Raw genomic sequence first — 15084 nt, forward strand, 5'->3', positions numbered from 1 at the left:
CGCGTCGAACCGGCGAGGAAGGACATCGGATGCCGCACCCCACCCGCACGCGCCTTCCTGCTCCGCTGCGGCGGGCGGCAGCGGAGGTGCACCCGTACACGGCCCTTCTCCTCACCCTGGTGATCGGGGGGCTGCTCGCCTACGCGCTGAGCTGGCTGGCGGAAGAGGTGTACGACTCCGTCGCCGTGGGCAACGGCGAGGGGATCGCGGGCATCGACCGGCCGGCGCTCGACGTCGCCCTGACACTCCGCTCGCCGGTCGTCGACACCGTCGTGACGCTGTTCACCGATCTCGCCGGCCCGATCGTGATGCCGATCATCGCAGCGGTCGCTGCGCTTGTGCTCGGCCTGCGGCGCCGTTCCTGGACGCCGGTGATCCTGATCGTCGCCGCCGGAGTCGGATCGCTGCTGATGACCGTCGCCGGGAAGCAGGTGATCGGTCGGGAGCGACCGCCGCTCGAACAGGCCGTGCCGCCGTATGAGTACACGCCGTCGTTCCCCAGCGGTCACACGCTCAACGCGGTCGTGGTCGTGGGAGTCATCGCCTACCTCCTCATCCTCCGGCGGCGCACGCGGGGCGCGAAGCTCGCCCTCGGGATCGGAGCGGCGGCGTTCGCGGTGCTGGTCGGTCTCAGTCGCGCGTTCCTCGGCCACCACTGGCTCACCGACGTGATCGCCGGATGGCTCCTCGGTGGCGCGTGGCTCGCGGTCGTGATCACGGCTCACCGCGCGTCGCTCGTCGTACGGGATGTCCGGGCAAGCCGCGGCATCCATTCGTCGGAATAGAAACCGCACCTCGGAGGTTGCGTCAGACATGAAGAGCTTCGGCACACTCTCGTTCGGTCACTACGGCCCGCTCGGCGGCGGCCACCAGCTGAGCGCCCAGGACTCGCTGCTCCAGGCGATCGACCTCGCCCAGGGACTGGACGAGTTGGGGGTGAACGGCATCGCGTTCCGCGTGCATCACTTTGCGCGCCAGCAGGCCTCTCCCATGCCGCTGCTCGCCGCCATCGCGGCGCGCACCTCGCGCATCGAGGTCGGCACGGGCGTCATCGACATGCGGTACGAGAACCCGCTCTACCTCGCCGAGGAGGCGGCGGCCGTCGATCTCATCAGCGACGGCCGACTCGCCCTCGGAGTAAGCCGCGGCTCACCCGAGACCGTTGTGCGCGGGTACGAGGCGTTCGGCTACACCGGGTCGGAGGATCCGCGCGGGGCCGACATCGCGCGGGAGCACTTCTCGCTGTTCCTGCGCGCCATCGAGGGCGAAGGACTCGCCGAGCGCGACCCGTACAGCCCGTTCGGCGGCGGCACCGGGCTGCAGCGCATCGAGCCGCACTCCCCCGGCCTGCGCTCACGCATCTGGTGGGGCGCCGGCAACCGCGACAGTGCAGAGTGGGCCGGAACCGTCGGCGTGAACCTCATGTCGTCGACACTTCTCACCGAGGCCGACGGCACGCCGTTCGACGTGCTGCAGGCGCAGCAGATCGACGCGTTCCGCGGCGCATGGACGGCGGCCGGTCATCCCGGCGAGCCGCGTGTCTCCGTCTCCCGCAGCATCTTCCCGATCACGACCGCGGAAGAGGCGCGCTACTTCGGGGGCGGCGCGGGCGATGACCAGATCGGCGTCATCGACGGCATCCGCTCGACGTTCGGCAAGACGTACGCGGCAGAGCCCGACGTGCTCGTCGAGCAGCTGCGGCAGGACGAGGCCCTGCAAAGCGCGGACTCTCTCATGATCACGATCCCGAGCCAGCTCGGCGTCGCGTTCAATCTGCGCCTCATGGAGTCGTTCGCGACGTATGTCGCACCCGCGCTCGGGTGGGAGCCGACCGTCGCGACGGTCTGAGCCCAGGTCGCGGAGGTCCGAGCCGAGGTCGCCACTCAATTGAGGATCTCGCCGCCGCCTCCGGCACGGATCACCGCGAGCCGCTCCCGCCACGCGGCACGCGCGTCGGGGGCGAGTCGATTCCAGTCGGCGACCTCGTCGAGCACCCGCAGCGACGAAGCGCTGCGGAAGGAGCGCGTGGGGTTACCGGGGAACTTCTTGTCGGTGACGTTCGGATCGTTCTCGAACGCTCCCGTCGGCTCGACCGCATAGACCCTCGGCGTCGCGCCGTCGCCGGAGAGTTCGGCGGCGATCTCCGCCGCGAGCCCGGCGCCGTCGACGAGCGCCGTGAAGTAGACGTGGTTCATGACCACCTCGGGACGGTAGTTCGAGCGATGCCCGGCCGTGAGGAGATCACCCGGCTGCAGGTCTGCCGTCGTGCCGTGGAAGTAGGGTCCGGGGTCCAGGGGATCGACCATGCGGTGATCCTCCCACCAGACCGGCGCGTATGCGTGCGCAGTGCGGGAGGGAAGGGGGTGCCCGTGCCGGCGCACGGACACCCCCTTGTCTCTCAGCTCAAGGCGCTGAGGAACCCGTTGGTGTAGGCCAGCGACGACGTGCCCGACGACACCGAGTTGCACGTGGCAGACGCGGTCGAGGTCGGCGTCGCGCACGGGACATCCCGGTCGAGCGACCAGAAGTGCACGCCGGCGAGGCCCGCGCTCTTGGCGTAGTTCGCGACCGTCGTGATGTCGGCAAGGGTGAACACCTCGCTGGACACGTCGTTGACCCCGATCATCGGCGTGAGCTCGATCTTCGAGAACGGCACCCCGTAGCTGTGGTTCAGGTTGACCGCGGCCTGCACCGCCGAGCGACCCATGTCGCAGCTGCCGGAGACGACGACGCAGTTGGTCGCCGAGGCGGAGCCGAAGTCCATGGTCATGAGGTTGACCGTGTAGTTCGTCAGCGACGACGCCTGGATGGCCTGCACCACCGCGGCTCCGGTCGAGTTCAGGCCGCCGTAGCTGCCGTCGCTCGCCGCGAGGGTCGCGAGGGTGAACGAGAAGCGCAGGTTCGGGTAGGCGCTCTGCGCGCCGGCCGCCGACGCCACCAGGCTCGAGATCTGCGCCGGCGACTGACCGCCCTCGATGTCGAAGTCGATGCCGACGAGGTGGCTTGACGCGTAGCGCGCGATGAACGACGTGAGACCCGCCGCACTGCCGCACGTGAAGGTGCCGGCCGCGCCACCGGTCGAGATGACGTAGTCGACGCCGGCCGCATCGAGGGATGCGATGTTGGCGGCCGCGAAGGATGCCGCATCCACCCCTCCCCAGTTCTCGCCCGTGCAGGTGCCGGTCGCAAAGCCCAGGGTGACCGCCCGGAGGGAGGTCGCCGAACTGCCGAGCACACCACCCGCGCCGATCAGCGGTCGCGCGGTGCCGGTGACAGCCGTCTGGAGCTTCAGCGTGTTCCAGTTCATCGAGATGGTGGCGTCCTTGTACGGGCTGAACAGGAAGCCGGGCGCCGTGCCGGTCGACGGTGTGGGCGTCGGGGTCACCGTGGGCGTCGGGGTCGGCGTCGGAGAGGCCGTCGGACTGGAGGTCGGCGTCGGGGTCGGCGTGCTGCCACCGCACCTGCCTGTGGCCGTCCAGGGCTGGCCGGTGCCGACGGTGCCGTTGTGGGTCGCGGGCTCGTCGCCGCGGGTCCACCAGTTGGCCCGGTACACGATGCCGCCTTCGGATGCCGTCTGGCCGCCGGTGTAGGTGTCGGTCGCCGACCAGGCAGCGACGCACGCCGCGCCGGTCGGGCTCGGCGTGGGAGTCGGGCTCGCCGTCGGCGAGGACGTCGGGACGGGCGTCGTGCTCCCGCCACAGGCACCCTGGGACGTCCAGGGCTGGCCGGTGCCGGACGCGCCGTTGTTCGTCACCGGGTCGTCGCCCCGGGTCCACCAGTTCGCACGGTAGGTGACGCCGTTGCTGCTGGCGGTGTTCCCGCCGACATAGGTCGCGGTCGCACTCCAGGCCGGGGCGCAGGTCGTGTCCGCGAAGGCGGATGTCGCGACGATCGGGACGGCGACCGCGGCGACCACCACGGCGGTCACCACGAGCCCGATGCGTGCGCGAAGGGATGTTCTCTTCACAGTTGCCTCGTTCGATAGATGGCCGGGGCGAAGACCGTGCGGCTCCCCCGGCGGTGTCAGATGAACGGCCGTCGTTCGTCACCGCCGCAGACCCTGCGCCGGCATCGGGCCGCGTGTCGACGATAGGGGCGAACCTTCAGTAAGACTGTAACTCCATGCTGGGAGAAAGCTGGCGGTTTTCGGACATGACCGAAAACCGCCGAAGATGCGGCAGAACGCGCCGTTCCCGCACCGTGATCGCGGGGCGCGCCGTCAGCGGCGCACGCGGTCCGCGGCGGCGCGCGGCGGGTCGACCGAGACATCCAACCGGTCGAGACCCCGATGCGAGGTCCACACCAGCTGCTCCCCGGCCGCGCCGTGCTGCGACGCACGCACCGCACGCTCGTCCGCCCAACTGTTGAGCCGGTGGCCGGCGTGGCCGCGCACATGCTCCAGCACGACGTCCGGGCGGCCGGCCGACCGGCGGGCGTCGCGCGCCGCGATGAGCTGCTCGAGGATGTCGCGATTGGCGACCGGCTTCTTCGCACTCGTGACCCAGCCGCGACGGCGGTGGCCGTCCATCCACGACACATAGGTGTCGATCGCATACTTCGAATCCGCCTGCACGATCAGTTCGTCGACATCCGCGTGCGCGACGATCGCGTTCAACAGCGCGAGCAGCTCGCCGATGTTGTTGGTTCCCTCCGGCAGCGAACCCGCGGCCCACTCGCCGTCCTCGCCGACCCACGCCCACCCCGTGGGGCCGGGGTTCCCTTTGCACGCGCCGTCGGTGGCGACGACGTATCGACGGGCGGATGTCTCGGAGTTCTCGTCAGGCACGCCTTCCAGTCTTGCAGGCCCTCCGTTCCCACACGCCGCGCCCCCTTAGGCTGGCGCCATGGTCACGATCTCCCCGCTGCATCCCGACGACCGCCCCGCGTGGGAGCCGCTCTGGGCCGGCTACCTGGAGTTCTACGAGACCGACCTCGCCGCCGACGTGAGCGACGCCACCTTCACCGCCCTTACGATACCCGGCACCACCGTGCACGGCGCGATGGCGCGAGACGACGACGGCACGCCGATCGGCATCGTGCACTGGCTCACCCACGCCTCGACCTGGGCTCTCGGGGACTACTGCTACCTCGAAGACCTCTACGTCTCACCTGACGCCCGCGGCACGGGCGCCGGCCGCGCACTGATCGCGCACGTGCGCGACTGGGCCGCAGAACACGGCGCCGCGAAGGTCTACTGGCTCACCGCCGAGGGCAACACGACCGCGCGCACCCTCTACGACCGCGTCGCCGCCGACACCGGATTCGTGCACTACGAGATCGAGCTCTGACTCCCCCGCCGGACCCGCGCAGCGCCCGGACTCAGTAGCCGGCCGCCGCGGTCTCGTCGGCGAGGATCGCGCGCGTGCTCGAGAGCCCGAGACGCGTCGCGCCGGCCGCGATCATGGCCTCAGCGTCCTCGCGCGTGCGGATGCCGCCCGACGCCTTGACTTCGAGGCGATCGCCGACCGTCTGCTTCATGAGGCGCACGGCATGCACCGTCGCGCCCCCGGTCGGGTGGAAGCCGGTCGACGTCTTCACGAAGTCGGCCCCGGCCCGCTCTGCCGCCTGGCACACGGCCACGATCGCGTCATCGGACAACGCGGCCGACTCGATGATGACCTTCAGCACCACCGGCCGGGGCGCGGCATCCCGAACCGCACGGATGTCGCCCTCGACGGCGTCGTAGCGGCCTTCGATCGCGGCACCCACGTCGATCACCATGTCGATCTCGTCGACGCCCTGCGACGCGGCGAGCCGAGCCTCGGCCGCCTTGATCGACGAGTGGTGCTTGCCGCTCGGGAATCCGACCACGACCGCGAGCTTGAGACCCTCGGGCACCTCGACCGGGATAACCGACGGCGACAGGCACACGCTGTAGGTGCCGAGCTCGGCCGCCTCCGCGATGGTCGCCGCCACATCAGCGGACGTCGCCTCGGGCTTGAGCAGCGTGTGATCGACGTAGCGGGCGAGGTTCTGAGTGGTCATGGTTCTCCTTGTGGGGGTGGACGAGGAAGCTCAGCGGGCGGCGACGACGGCGTGCGACGCGCACCGCGCGGCATCCGTCTCGCTGCAGGCGGCGCACTGCACGACCCGCACCTTGCAGGCGTCGTCGGCGCAGTTGACCATGCGGGACTCCGGCGCGCCGCAGGTGGCGCATGCGCCGATCACGGCGGGCCGCTCGCCGAACGCGACCGATCCGCGCCCGTCGAAGACGTAGAGCGATCCGTCCCACAGGCCGGTGTTGCCGAAGCTCTCGCCGTAGCGCACGATGCCGCCGTCGAGCTGGTACACCTCGCCGAATCCGCGGGCGACCATCAGGCTCGACAGCACCTCGCAGCGGATGCCGCCGGTGCAGTACGTCACCACGGGTTTGCCTTTGAGGTGGTCGTAGCGACCGGAGTCGAGCTCGGCGACGAAGTCGCGGGTGGTGGTGACATCCGGCACGATCGCCCCACGGAATCGGCCGATCTCTGCCTCGAAGGCATTGCGCCCGTCGAAGAACACGACGTCGTCTCCGCGCCGCGCCACCAGGTCGTGCAGGGCGCCGGGCGTGAGGTGGGTGCCGCCGCCGATCACGCCGTCCGCGTCGACCCGCAGCTCTCCCGGCGCGCCGAACGTGACGATCTCGTCGCGCACCTTCACCGACAGGCGCGGGAAGTCGAGGCTGCGGCCGTCGGCGTCGAGGCCGGTGCCCTCCGACCACTTCAGGTCGATGCCGCGGAAGGGCGCATACTCCTTGAGCTTGCGCGCGTAGCGCTTCATCGCGGCGAGATCGCCGCCGACGGTGCCGTTGATGCCCTGGGTCGAGAGCAGGATGCGCCCGCGCAGCCCGAGCGACTCGCACAGGTCGCGCTGCCACAGACGCACGGCCTCCGGGTCCGCGAGCGGCGCGAACCGGTAGAAGAGGAGGATCTTGGCGTGGGGCACCGAGCCATCGTACGGCGCCGGGGCGGCCGCGACATCCGGCGTCATCGTGGAGACATCCCGGGAATACCGCCCGGCCCGCCCGCCTTGTCGCGAGTATGACGCGCATCGGAACCAGCGACCTCGACATCCTCCCCCTCGCCCTCGGCGGCAACGTGTTCGGCTGGACGGCCGACCGCGACGCCTCATTCGCCGTGCTCGACGCGTTCAGCGCAGGCGGCGGCGACTTCATCGACACCGCCGACTCGTACAGCGCCTGGGTGCCCGGCAACAGCGGCGGCGAGAGCGAGACGATCATCGGCGCGTGGCTCGCCGACCGGAAGCCACAGGGCGTGACCGTCGCGACGAAGGTCAGCCAGCACCCCGACTTCCGCGGACTCGCCGCGAGTACCGTCCGCGCCGCCGCCGAGGCGTCGCTGGGCCGACTCGGCGTCGAGGCGATCGACCTCTACTACGCGCACTTCGACGACGAGACCGTGCCGCTCGAGGAGACGGTCGCGGCCTTCGGCGCGCTCGTCAGCGACGGTCTCGTGCGCTACGTCGCCGTCTCGAACTACTCGCCCGAGCGCATCCAGCAGTGGATCGACATCGCCACAGAGACCGGCGTCGCCCTGCCCGTCGCGGTGCAGCCGCACTACAACCTCGTGCATCGCAACGACGTCGAGGCGGGCATCATCCCGGTCGCCGAGCGCAACCACCTCGGTCTCGTGCCGTACTACGCGCTCGCGAGCGGATTCCTGACGGGCAAGTACCGGTCGACGGATGCCGCGGGCCAGGCCTCGCCCCGCGCGCAGGGCGCGGCGAAGTATGCGACGACGCAGGGTCTCGCGATCATCGACGCGCTCGAGGGCATCGGCGCCGCCCACGGCGTCTCGATCGCGGCGACGGCACTGGCCTGGCTGCGTGCGCAACCGACGGTCGTCGCGCCGATCGCGAGCGCATCGCAGGTCGCGCAGGTGCCCGACCTGCTCGACGGCGCCCGTGTGGAGCTGACCGCGGCCGAGGTCGCGGAGCTCGACCGCGTCTCCACCTGGACGCCGGCCTCCTGACGACGTCGCGCGGGCACTGACCGACCCGCGCGGCGCGGGCGGCGACCGACCCCGATAGCCTCGACTCGCACGACCGACGCGACGAGGCGAAGGAGACACCGTGGCCACCCACACCGTGACGAATCAGGCGCCGCCGCGCACGGATCTCGACGAGTTCGGCACGAACGTCGCTCTCGTCGAGGCCGTGGTCCGTTTCGATGCGGGCGCGCACGTCGACGACCTGCACACGACCGGATGCCGCGTGGGCGCCGCCTCCTTCCAGGCCGACGCCGAACGGGCGAACGTGCGGGAGCCGCAGCTGGTCACCCACGACCGGTGGGGCAACCGCGTCGACGAGGTCGTCTACGACGAGGCGTACCACCGGGTGATCGCGGCGGCCGTCGCGGACGGCGCGCACACCGCGGCATCCGCTCGTCCGGGTCCCGGCGCGAACGTCGCCCGGCCCACGACGTTCATGCTGTACGCGCAGGTGGAGCCGGGCCACGCCTGCCCGGTGTCGATGACCCACGCGGTCGCGCCGGTGCTCGCCCAGCATCCCGAGGTGGGCGCCGACTGGATGCCGCGGGTGCACTCCCGCGCGTACGAGCCGGAGCTTCGGGCGGGCAAGTCGAGCGCGCTGTTCGGCATGGCGATGACCGAGAAGCAGGGCGGCTCGGATGTGAGGGCCGGCACGACGCGGGCGACGCCCGCAGCCTCCGGCACCGCCCGACTCACCGGCCACAAGTGGTTCTGCAGCGCACCGATGTCGGACGGCTTCCTGGTGCTCGCACAGGCGCCGGGCGGACTGAGCTGCTATCTCGTGCCGCGCGTGCTCCCGGACGGCACCCGCAACCCGTTCGTGATCCAACGCCTGAAGGACAAGCTCGGCAACCGCGCGAACGCGTCGAGCGAGATCGAGTTCGACGGCACCGTCGGGGTGCTCGTGGGCGACGAGGGGCGCGGCGTGCGCACGATCATCGACATGGTCGCGGGCACCCGCCTCGACTGCGTGCTCGGGTCGACCGCCGGCATGCGACAGGCGGTCGCCGAGGCGGCGTGGCACGTGCGGCACCGCGCGGCGTTCGGCCGCACGCTCATCGACCAGCCCGCGATGACCGCGGTCATCGCCGACCTGCAGCTCGAGACCGAGGCCGCGACCATCACGGCACTGCACCTTGCGCGCGCCTACGACGACGACGCGGATGCCGCGGCCATCGCGTTCCGCCGCCTCGCCACCCCTGTCGCGAAGTACTGGATCTGCAAGCGCGGCCCCGCCCATGCCTATGAGGCGCTCGAATGCCTTGGCGGCAACGGCTACACGGAGGCCTTCCCGCTCGCGCGGCGCTACCGGGAGCAGCCGGTGATGGCGGTCTGGGAGGGGTCGGGCAACGTCATCGCCCTCGATGTGCTGCGCGCGCTCGTGCGCGAGCCCGAGACCTGGGAGGCGTTCGACCACGAGGTGGGACGCGCCCGTGGGGCGTCCGCGCTGCTCGATGCCCACCTCGATCGCACCCGCGCGCGCGTGGCGGCGGCCGTCGCCGACCCGGCCTCGGCCGACATCTCCGCGCGCGCCCTGGTCGGCGCGCTCGCGCTCAGCCTTGAGGCCTCGCTCGTCGCCCGGCACTCCCCCGCCGCGGTCGCCGACGCGTTCATCGCCGGCCGTCTCGGCGACGAACCCGCCGCGGGCGCGCTGTTCGGCGCACTGCCGTCAGGCGTCGACGTCGCCGCGGTCGCGGCGCGTGCCTGACCCCGCGAGCTCGCTTCGAGACGATCGGATGCCGCGGCTCACGGCCGCAGCAGCACCTTCACCGCGCGACGCTCGTCCATCGCGGCGTAGGCCTCGGCGGCCTCCGAGAGCGGGAGCTGCAGGGTGAAGACCTTGCCCGGTCGGATCGCTCCGGAGCGCACGTCGGGAAGCAGCTCGTCGATGTAGCCGCGCACGGGGGCGACACCGCCGTTCACGCCGACGTTGCGGTTGAACATGGTGCGCACCGGGAGCTCCGGACCGCCGTTGGGAACGCCGACGTAGCCGACCATGCCCCCGGGTCGCGCGGAGCGCAGCGCCTGGTCCATCGACTCCTTGGTGCCGACGCACTCGAGCACGCGGTCCGCGCCGATCCCACCGGTCAGGGCACGCACGGCCTCGATCCCGGCGTCGCCGCGCTCCTCGACGATGTGAGTGGCACCGAACTCGCGGGCGAGCGCCTGCCGATCAGCGTGACGCGACATCGCGATGATCGTGGTGGCCCCGAGTCGCTTCGCCGCGATGATCGCGCACAGGCCCACGGCACCGTCGCCGACGACCGCGACGCTGTCCCCGGGCTGCACGCCCGCCGACACGGCGGCGTGGTGGCCGGTCCCCATGACGTCGCTGAGGGTGAGGAGTCCGGGGATCTCATCCTCCGTGACGGGTCCGGGCACGACGGCGAGCGTTCCGTCGGCGAGCGGCACGCGCACGTACTCGCCCTGGCCGCCGTCGGCGAAGCCGCCCACCTGGTCGTCACTGCCCCACCAGCCTCCGTGCAGGCACGAGGTGCTGACGCCGTTGCGGCAGTTCACGCAGGTGCCGTCACAGACGTAGAAGGGCGCGATGACGAAGTCGCCGGCGGCGACGCTCGTGACGTCGGGGCCGACGGCCTCGACGACGCCGATGAACTCGTGTCCGATGCGATGCGGCTCGGAGGTCGGCACGACACCGCGGTACGGCCAGAGGTCGGAGCCGCAGACGCAGGCTGCGACGACCCGCACGATGGCATCGCCTCCGGTGGAGAGCGTCGGGTCGGGCACGTTCTCGACGCGGATGTCGCGGGCGTCGTGGATCACGGTGGCGAGCATGTTCCGAGCCTACGCCCGGCGCAGGCGACCGCCGGCTGCCCGACGGCTACTCGGCGAGGCCGCGGGCGTTGTAGACGAGGGTGTCGGCGGCGCCGTAGGCGCGGTAGACGTCGAGGGCCTCGGCGCGCCGCACGCCCTCGCGCACGCGGATGCCGCGCGCCTCGAACTGCGCGTCCCAGTCGGTGACGACAGGACCCTCGTCGAAACCGGTGAGCTCTTCGAGTTCGGGACCGGAGCCGGCGACCACGAGGCTGCGCACGCCGCTCCACATCGTGGCGCCGTAGCACATGACGCACGGGCGCCAGTTGACCACGAGCTCGAGCTCGGCGCCGCCCTCGCCCAGATCCCAGCGGCCGAGGGTGCGCTGTGCCAGCCCCAGCGCCATGACCTCGGCATGCATCCCGCTGATGCCCGAACTCAGCACGACGTTGACACCGACGGATACCAGCCGGCCCGAGTCGGCGTCGACGACGATCGCGGCGAACGGGCCGCCGTTGCCGGCGCGCCAGTTGCGGTCGGCGAGGTCGTTGACGAGGTCCATCCGCTCCTCGGCGGTCGGCAGGACGTCGGGGAGCTCGGGCAGCAGAGTCAGCAGCCACTCGGGCAGCGAGGCATCGAGGGAGGTTGCGGGGAGAGTCACCCGGACATCATGCCGCGCCCAGATGACGAGGATGTGTCGGGGTCACTGCCCGCCGACGGCGTCTATGCGCATGACCAGCACGACCCGGTCGGCCCGATCGGCGGGCGGCTGCTGGTCCGCGTTCCCGTACCGCTTGCCGAGCACCACGAAGAAGTCGCCGCCCGGGTCGGGGCGCACCTCGACGAGCTCTCCGCGCAGCTCGACGTAGGAGTACGGGTGGTCGGGGTCGAACACCATGAGCGCCATCGCGGGGTTCTGCTGCAGGTTGCGGAACTTCTGTCTGCGTGTGGTGTGCGTGAACGCGATCGTGTCTCCGTCGAGCAGGAACCACATCGGGTTCACCTGCACGACGCCGTCGGGTCGCACGGTGCCGAGAGCCCCGTAGTTCGGCGCGTCGAGCAGGCGGCGCTGAGCGGGGGTGAGTGCGACGGTCATGGTGCTCCTCGGCGGGTCAGGCGTCGCGATCCACGCTAGACCCGCTGCGCAGGAGATGGAGTCCGGCGACCAGACTCGCTCCGCCCGATCGGCCGAGCATCTGCGACACCGCGGACTGGCTGACGCCTTCACGGCGAGCGAGGTCGGCCTGGCGCTCGCCGCGCCACGCCCCGAGGGCGAGACGGCGCGCACGGCCGGTCATCGTGGACACGATCTGGTCGCGCGTGAGCAGATAGGCGTTGACGGATGCCGCACCCGGCCCCTCGTACCACGATCGGCCGCCCGCCACACCCGACGCCGGGAGAGCGTGCGCACGTTCGATGGCACGGCGAGCCGCCCACCATGCACTTCCCTCGGAGATGCCGAGCTCCGGCTCGCTCGCGCGGCGCGAGGGTACCCGGCCGGCGTCTCCGGCACCGAGACCGAATCGGCAGTCGACCTCGTCGGGCAGCGCGAGGCGCAGGATGAGGGTCGCGGCGAGGGCGTCGTCGAGGCCGGCGTAGACGCCCTGCAGCTCGTCGCCGACGGTGGGCCGCACCGCGGTGAGCGGCGGGACGTCCTGATCGACGAACTCGAGGGCGTCATCGATGGCGCGCTGGGCTGCCGGACGGTCGTGGAGCGATCGTGAGCCGACGATATCGATGGTCACCGCGTAGGACATGCCATAAGTCTATAACTTATATGGCGAAAATATAAGTCACACACTTATGCACAACCGTGCCTATGCTGGACTCGTGTCGGACGTCCGCCCTCCTCTCGTCATCATCGGCCCCCGCGGACGGCTCGTGATCCTCGCGATCGCCTGCGCGATCGCGGCGGCGATGGGCATCGTGATCGTGCTGCTGAACCAGCAGAACCTGACAGCCCTCGTCGTCGGCGTCGCTGCGGTCGGTGTCTTCGGCGTCGGCGGCGGCTACTCGCTCATCGGCCAATGGCGGCGCAGTCGCCTGCTTCGCGTCGACGACGCGGGCATCCGTCTGGGCGACGGCGCGAGCCTCGCCTGGCGGGACATCGACCGTGTCGGTGTCGCCGGGCCCGCGCTCGGCATCCGCCTGCGCAGCGCCGATGCCTACCTCTCCCAACGACCTCGGGGGGTGACCGTCGAGTCGCTGCAGGCCACTCGGCGCACCTGGAACGGATTCGACATCGTCCTCCCCGAGCGCGATCTCGGCATGACGGCGACGGCCGCCTCCGCCGCCGTGCGCGCACGCAAACCGTGATGCGTCCCGTGCCCACCGCCTTCGACGTGCGTTCAGCCACCCGCCCGTCCCTCCTGCAGGTCGGCAAGTCGGCCGTCGCCGTCGCCGTCGCATGGCTGCTCGCGGGCTGGCTCGTCCACGGCCCCGCTCCCGTGTTCGCGGCGATCGCGGCGCTTCTCGTGGTGCAACCGAGCCTCAATCAGTCGGTCGCCCGCGCGATCGAGCGCTCGGTCGGCGTGATCGCGGGCGTCGTGCTCGCCTCGGTGCTCGGCATCGCGTTCGGCCGTGCGACCGCGGTCGTCCTTGTCGCCGCCGCCGTCGGCCTCCTCCTCGCCTGGTCGCTGCGGATGACCGTCGGCACGGCGAACCAGATCGCGATCAGCGCGATTCTCGTCCTCTCCCTCGGCGCGACCACACCCGAGTACGCGGTCGACCGCATCATCGAGACGGTGATCGGCGCAATCGTCGGCATCATCGCGAACCTCGCCATCGTGCCCCCGGTGGCGCTCGCGCCGGCACGGGAGCAGGTGCGACGTCTGCGCGAAGAGCTCGCCCTCTCATTCGAGCGGCTCGCCGACGCCCTCGATCACCCACCCACGGCAGCGGGTCGCGAAGAACTCATGATCGGCGCCCGACTGCTGCGCCCGGTGCAGAGCCGGGCCAATGACGCGCTCGCCGCGGCATCCGAATCGCTCACCTTCAATCCGCGCGGACGCAGCCTGGGCACCCAGGTCGCCGCCCTCCGCGATGACCTCGACGTGTTCACCCCGATCGTGACGCAGCTGATCGGGATGACCCGCGCCGTCTACGACCACGCGAGCGACGACGCCACACCCGACCCCGCTCTGCCCGCGATCGCGCTGCAGCTGCGCCGCGTCGCGCACGACGTGCGCCTGACGGGCGAGCAGGCGGATGCCGCGCCCGAGGAGCCCGCGCTGACCGCGCCGCTGGAGCTGGTGCAGCCGGGCCCGCAGTGGATTCTGGTCGGCGCCATGCTGGAGGATCTGAAGCGCGTGCATCTCTCCCTGACCGAGCGCGCCTGACGAAGGGACGCGACGTGGCCGCGGCATCCGATCGACTCATGCTCCTGGACACCGCCAGCCTCTACTTCCGCGCGTTCTACGGGGTGCCGGAGTCCGTGACCGCCGCCGACGGCACGCCGGTGAACGCCGTGCGGGGCCTCCTCGACTCGATTGCGCGCCTCGCGACGCTCTACTCTCCGACGCACCTCGTCGCCTGCTGGGACGACGACTGGCGTCCGCAGTGGCGCGTCGAGCTGATTCCGAGCTACAAGACGCACCGCGTCGTGGAGGTGGTGGCCGGCGGCACCGACGTGGAGGAGGTGCCCGATCCGCTCGAGCGCCAGGTGCCGATCATCCGCGAGGCGCTCACGCGCCTCGGCATCCCGATCGTCGGTGCGGCCGAGCACGAGGCCGACGACGTGATCGGCACCCTCGCGACCGGCGCGGGCCTGCCGGTCGACGTCGTCACAGGCGACCGCGACCTCTTCCAGCTCATCGACGACGACGCGGACGTGACGGTCGTCTACACCGCACGCGGCATGTCGAACCTCGAACAGCTGCGCGACGCGGACATCGTGGCGCGCTACGGCGTACACGCCGACCAGTACGCGGATTTCGCGACGCTGCGCGGCGATTCCTCGGACGGGCTGCCCGGCGTCGCCGGCATCGGGGAGAAATCGGCGGCGACGCTGCTCGCGGCCCACGGCGACCTCGCCGGAATCACCGCGGCCGCCGCCGAGACACGCGGCATGACCCCCGGCGTCGCGAAGAAGGTGCTCGCGGGCGCCGACTACCTCGCCGTCGCCCCTACCGTGGTGCGGGTCGTCCGCGACCTTCCCCTCCCCCGGCCGCAGCGACTCCACGTTCCCGACCCCGACGAGAGCGCCGCGTTCGTGGAGACCTGGCGCATCGGTACGTCGTTCCGTCGCGCCGCGGACGCCCTGGCGGCGACCGCGGGCTGAGCGGAGCCGACCGGCACAGAACCGGGCTGAGCGGCGCGC

17 protein-coding genes are annotated in these 15084 nt (G+C 71.3%); 8 read left to right on the forward strand and 9 right to left on the reverse strand.

Annotated features, from left to right (window positions below; genetic code table 11):
- Window positions 1–29 precede the first annotated feature (29 nt).
- Together BGO15_RS14035 and BGO15_RS14040 are read left to right on the forward strand one after the other, a co-directional pair.
- Entirely contained in the window at window positions 30–785 is a 756-nt protein-coding gene (locus tag BGO15_RS14035) for a phosphatase PAP2 family protein (protein WP_045246507.1), read from the forward strand.
- A 28-nt stretch (window positions 786–813) separates the two neighbouring features.
- Window positions 814–1848: an LLM class flavin-dependent oxidoreductase gene (locus tag BGO15_RS14040; RefSeq protein WP_056209913.1), complete on the forward strand. Its 1035-nt coding sequence runs from the start codon at window positions 814–816 to the stop codon at window positions 1846–1848.
- Between the two features lie 35 nt (window positions 1849–1883).
- Here BGO15_RS14040 and arr read toward each other — a convergent pair whose 3' ends face one another.
- The 3 genes from arr to BGO15_RS14055 all read right to left on the reverse strand — a co-directional run bounded on the left by arr (window position 1884) and on the right by BGO15_RS14055 (window position 4786).
- On the reverse strand, window positions 1884–2306 hold the full coding sequence (gene arr, locus BGO15_RS14045) for an NAD(+)--rifampin ADP-ribosyltransferase (protein WP_056209915.1): 423 nt from the start codon (window positions 2304–2306) through the stop codon (window positions 1884–1886).
- A 92-nt stretch (window positions 2307–2398) separates the two neighbouring features.
- Window positions 2399–3967 (reverse strand): carbohydrate-binding protein, encoded by a 1569-nt coding sequence (locus BGO15_RS14050; protein ID WP_200930927.1) that lies wholly within the window; start codon window positions 3965–3967, stop codon window positions 2399–2401.
- A gap of 252 nt (window positions 3968–4219) precedes the next feature.
- Window positions 4220–4786 (reverse strand): ribonuclease H family protein, encoded by a 567-nt coding sequence (locus BGO15_RS14055; protein ID WP_056209917.1) that lies wholly within the window; start codon window positions 4784–4786, stop codon window positions 4220–4222.
- A gap of 58 nt (window positions 4787–4844) precedes the next feature.
- On the opposite strand from BGO15_RS14055, the gene BGO15_RS14060 reads away from it, so the two are divergent.
- Complete coding sequence (locus BGO15_RS14060; protein WP_056520038.1) at window positions 4845–5288, forward strand: GNAT family N-acetyltransferase; 444 nt, start codon at window positions 4845–4847, stop codon at window positions 5286–5288.
- A gap of 31 nt (window positions 5289–5319) precedes the next feature.
- Here BGO15_RS14060 and deoC read toward each other — a convergent pair whose 3' ends face one another.
- Both deoC and trhO read right to left on the reverse strand, forming a co-directional pair.
- On the reverse strand, window positions 5320–5985 hold the full coding sequence (gene deoC, locus BGO15_RS14065; RefSeq protein WP_056209919.1) for a deoxyribose-phosphate aldolase: 666 nt from the start codon (window positions 5983–5985) through the stop codon (window positions 5320–5322).
- A 30-nt stretch (window positions 5986–6015) separates the two neighbouring features.
- Window positions 6016–6972 carry an oxygen-dependent tRNA uridine(34) hydroxylase TrhO gene (trhO, locus tag BGO15_RS14070; protein WP_056209920.1) on the reverse strand — a complete coding sequence of 319 codons (957 nt, stop codon included), beginning with the start codon at window positions 6970–6972 and terminating at the stop codon, window positions 6016–6018.
- 50 nt (window positions 6973–7022) lie between these two features.
- Here trhO and BGO15_RS14075 point away from each other — a divergent pair, with 50 nt between their 5' ends.
- Entirely contained in the window at window positions 7023–7973 is a 951-nt protein-coding gene (locus BGO15_RS14075) for an aldo/keto reductase (RefSeq protein ID WP_056209922.1), read from the forward strand.
- A gap of 100 nt (window positions 7974–8073) precedes the next feature.
- Window positions 8074–9699, forward strand: a complete 1626-nt coding sequence (locus BGO15_RS14080; protein WP_056520042.1) for an acyl-CoA dehydrogenase family protein — start codon at window positions 8074–8076, stop codon at window positions 9697–9699.
- Between the two features lie 38 nt (window positions 9700–9737).
- On the opposite strand, the gene BGO15_RS14085 is transcribed toward BGO15_RS14080, so the two are convergent.
- The 4 genes from BGO15_RS14085 to BGO15_RS14100 are packed head-to-tail and all read right to left on the reverse strand — an operon-like array spanning window position 9738 to window position 12523.
- Window positions 9738–10787, reverse strand: a complete 1050-nt coding sequence (locus BGO15_RS14085; RefSeq protein ID WP_056209924.1) for a zinc-dependent alcohol dehydrogenase family protein — start codon at window positions 10785–10787, stop codon at window positions 9738–9740.
- Window positions 10788–10833: 46 nt separating this feature from the next.
- Entirely contained in the window at window positions 10834–11427 is a 594-nt protein-coding gene (locus BGO15_RS14090; protein WP_045247264.1) for a nucleoside deaminase, read from the reverse strand.
- A 42-nt stretch (window positions 11428–11469) separates the two neighbouring features.
- Window positions 11470–11862 carry a PPOX class F420-dependent oxidoreductase gene (locus tag BGO15_RS14095; protein ID WP_045247263.1) on the reverse strand — a complete coding sequence of 131 codons (393 nt, stop codon included), beginning with the start codon at window positions 11860–11862 and terminating at the stop codon, window positions 11470–11472.
- Window positions 11863–11878: 16 nt separating this feature from the next.
- On the reverse strand, window positions 11879–12523 hold the full coding sequence (locus tag BGO15_RS14100; RefSeq protein WP_056209925.1) for a SatD family protein: 645 nt from the start codon (window positions 12521–12523) through the stop codon (window positions 11879–11881).
- Window positions 12524–12596: 73 nt separating this feature from the next.
- Here BGO15_RS14100 and BGO15_RS14105 point away from each other — a divergent pair, with 73 nt between their 5' ends.
- From BGO15_RS14105 to BGO15_RS14115, 3 genes are read left to right on the forward strand one after another with little or no spacing between them, the layout of a single operon-like run.
- Entirely contained in the window at window positions 12597–13082 is a 486-nt protein-coding gene (locus tag BGO15_RS14105) for a hypothetical protein (protein WP_156454840.1), read from the forward strand.
- Window positions 13082–14104 carry an FUSC family protein gene (locus BGO15_RS14110; RefSeq protein WP_045247260.1) on the forward strand — a complete coding sequence of 341 codons (1023 nt, stop codon included), beginning with the start codon at window positions 13082–13084 and terminating at the stop codon, window positions 14102–14104. The genes BGO15_RS14105 and BGO15_RS14110 overlap by 1 nt, the downstream gene beginning before the upstream one ends.
- Window positions 14105–14142: 38 nt before the next feature.
- Window positions 14143–15045: a 5'-3' exonuclease gene (locus tag BGO15_RS14115; protein ID WP_056520084.1), complete on the forward strand. Its 903-nt coding sequence runs from the start codon at window positions 14143–14145 to the stop codon at window positions 15043–15045.
- Window positions 15046–15084: the final 39 nt, after the last annotated feature.

This window comes from Microbacterium sp. 71-23, from assembly GCF_001897265.1.
Lineage (GTDB): Bacteria > Actinomycetota > Actinomycetes > Actinomycetales > Microbacteriaceae > Microbacterium > Microbacterium ginsengisoli.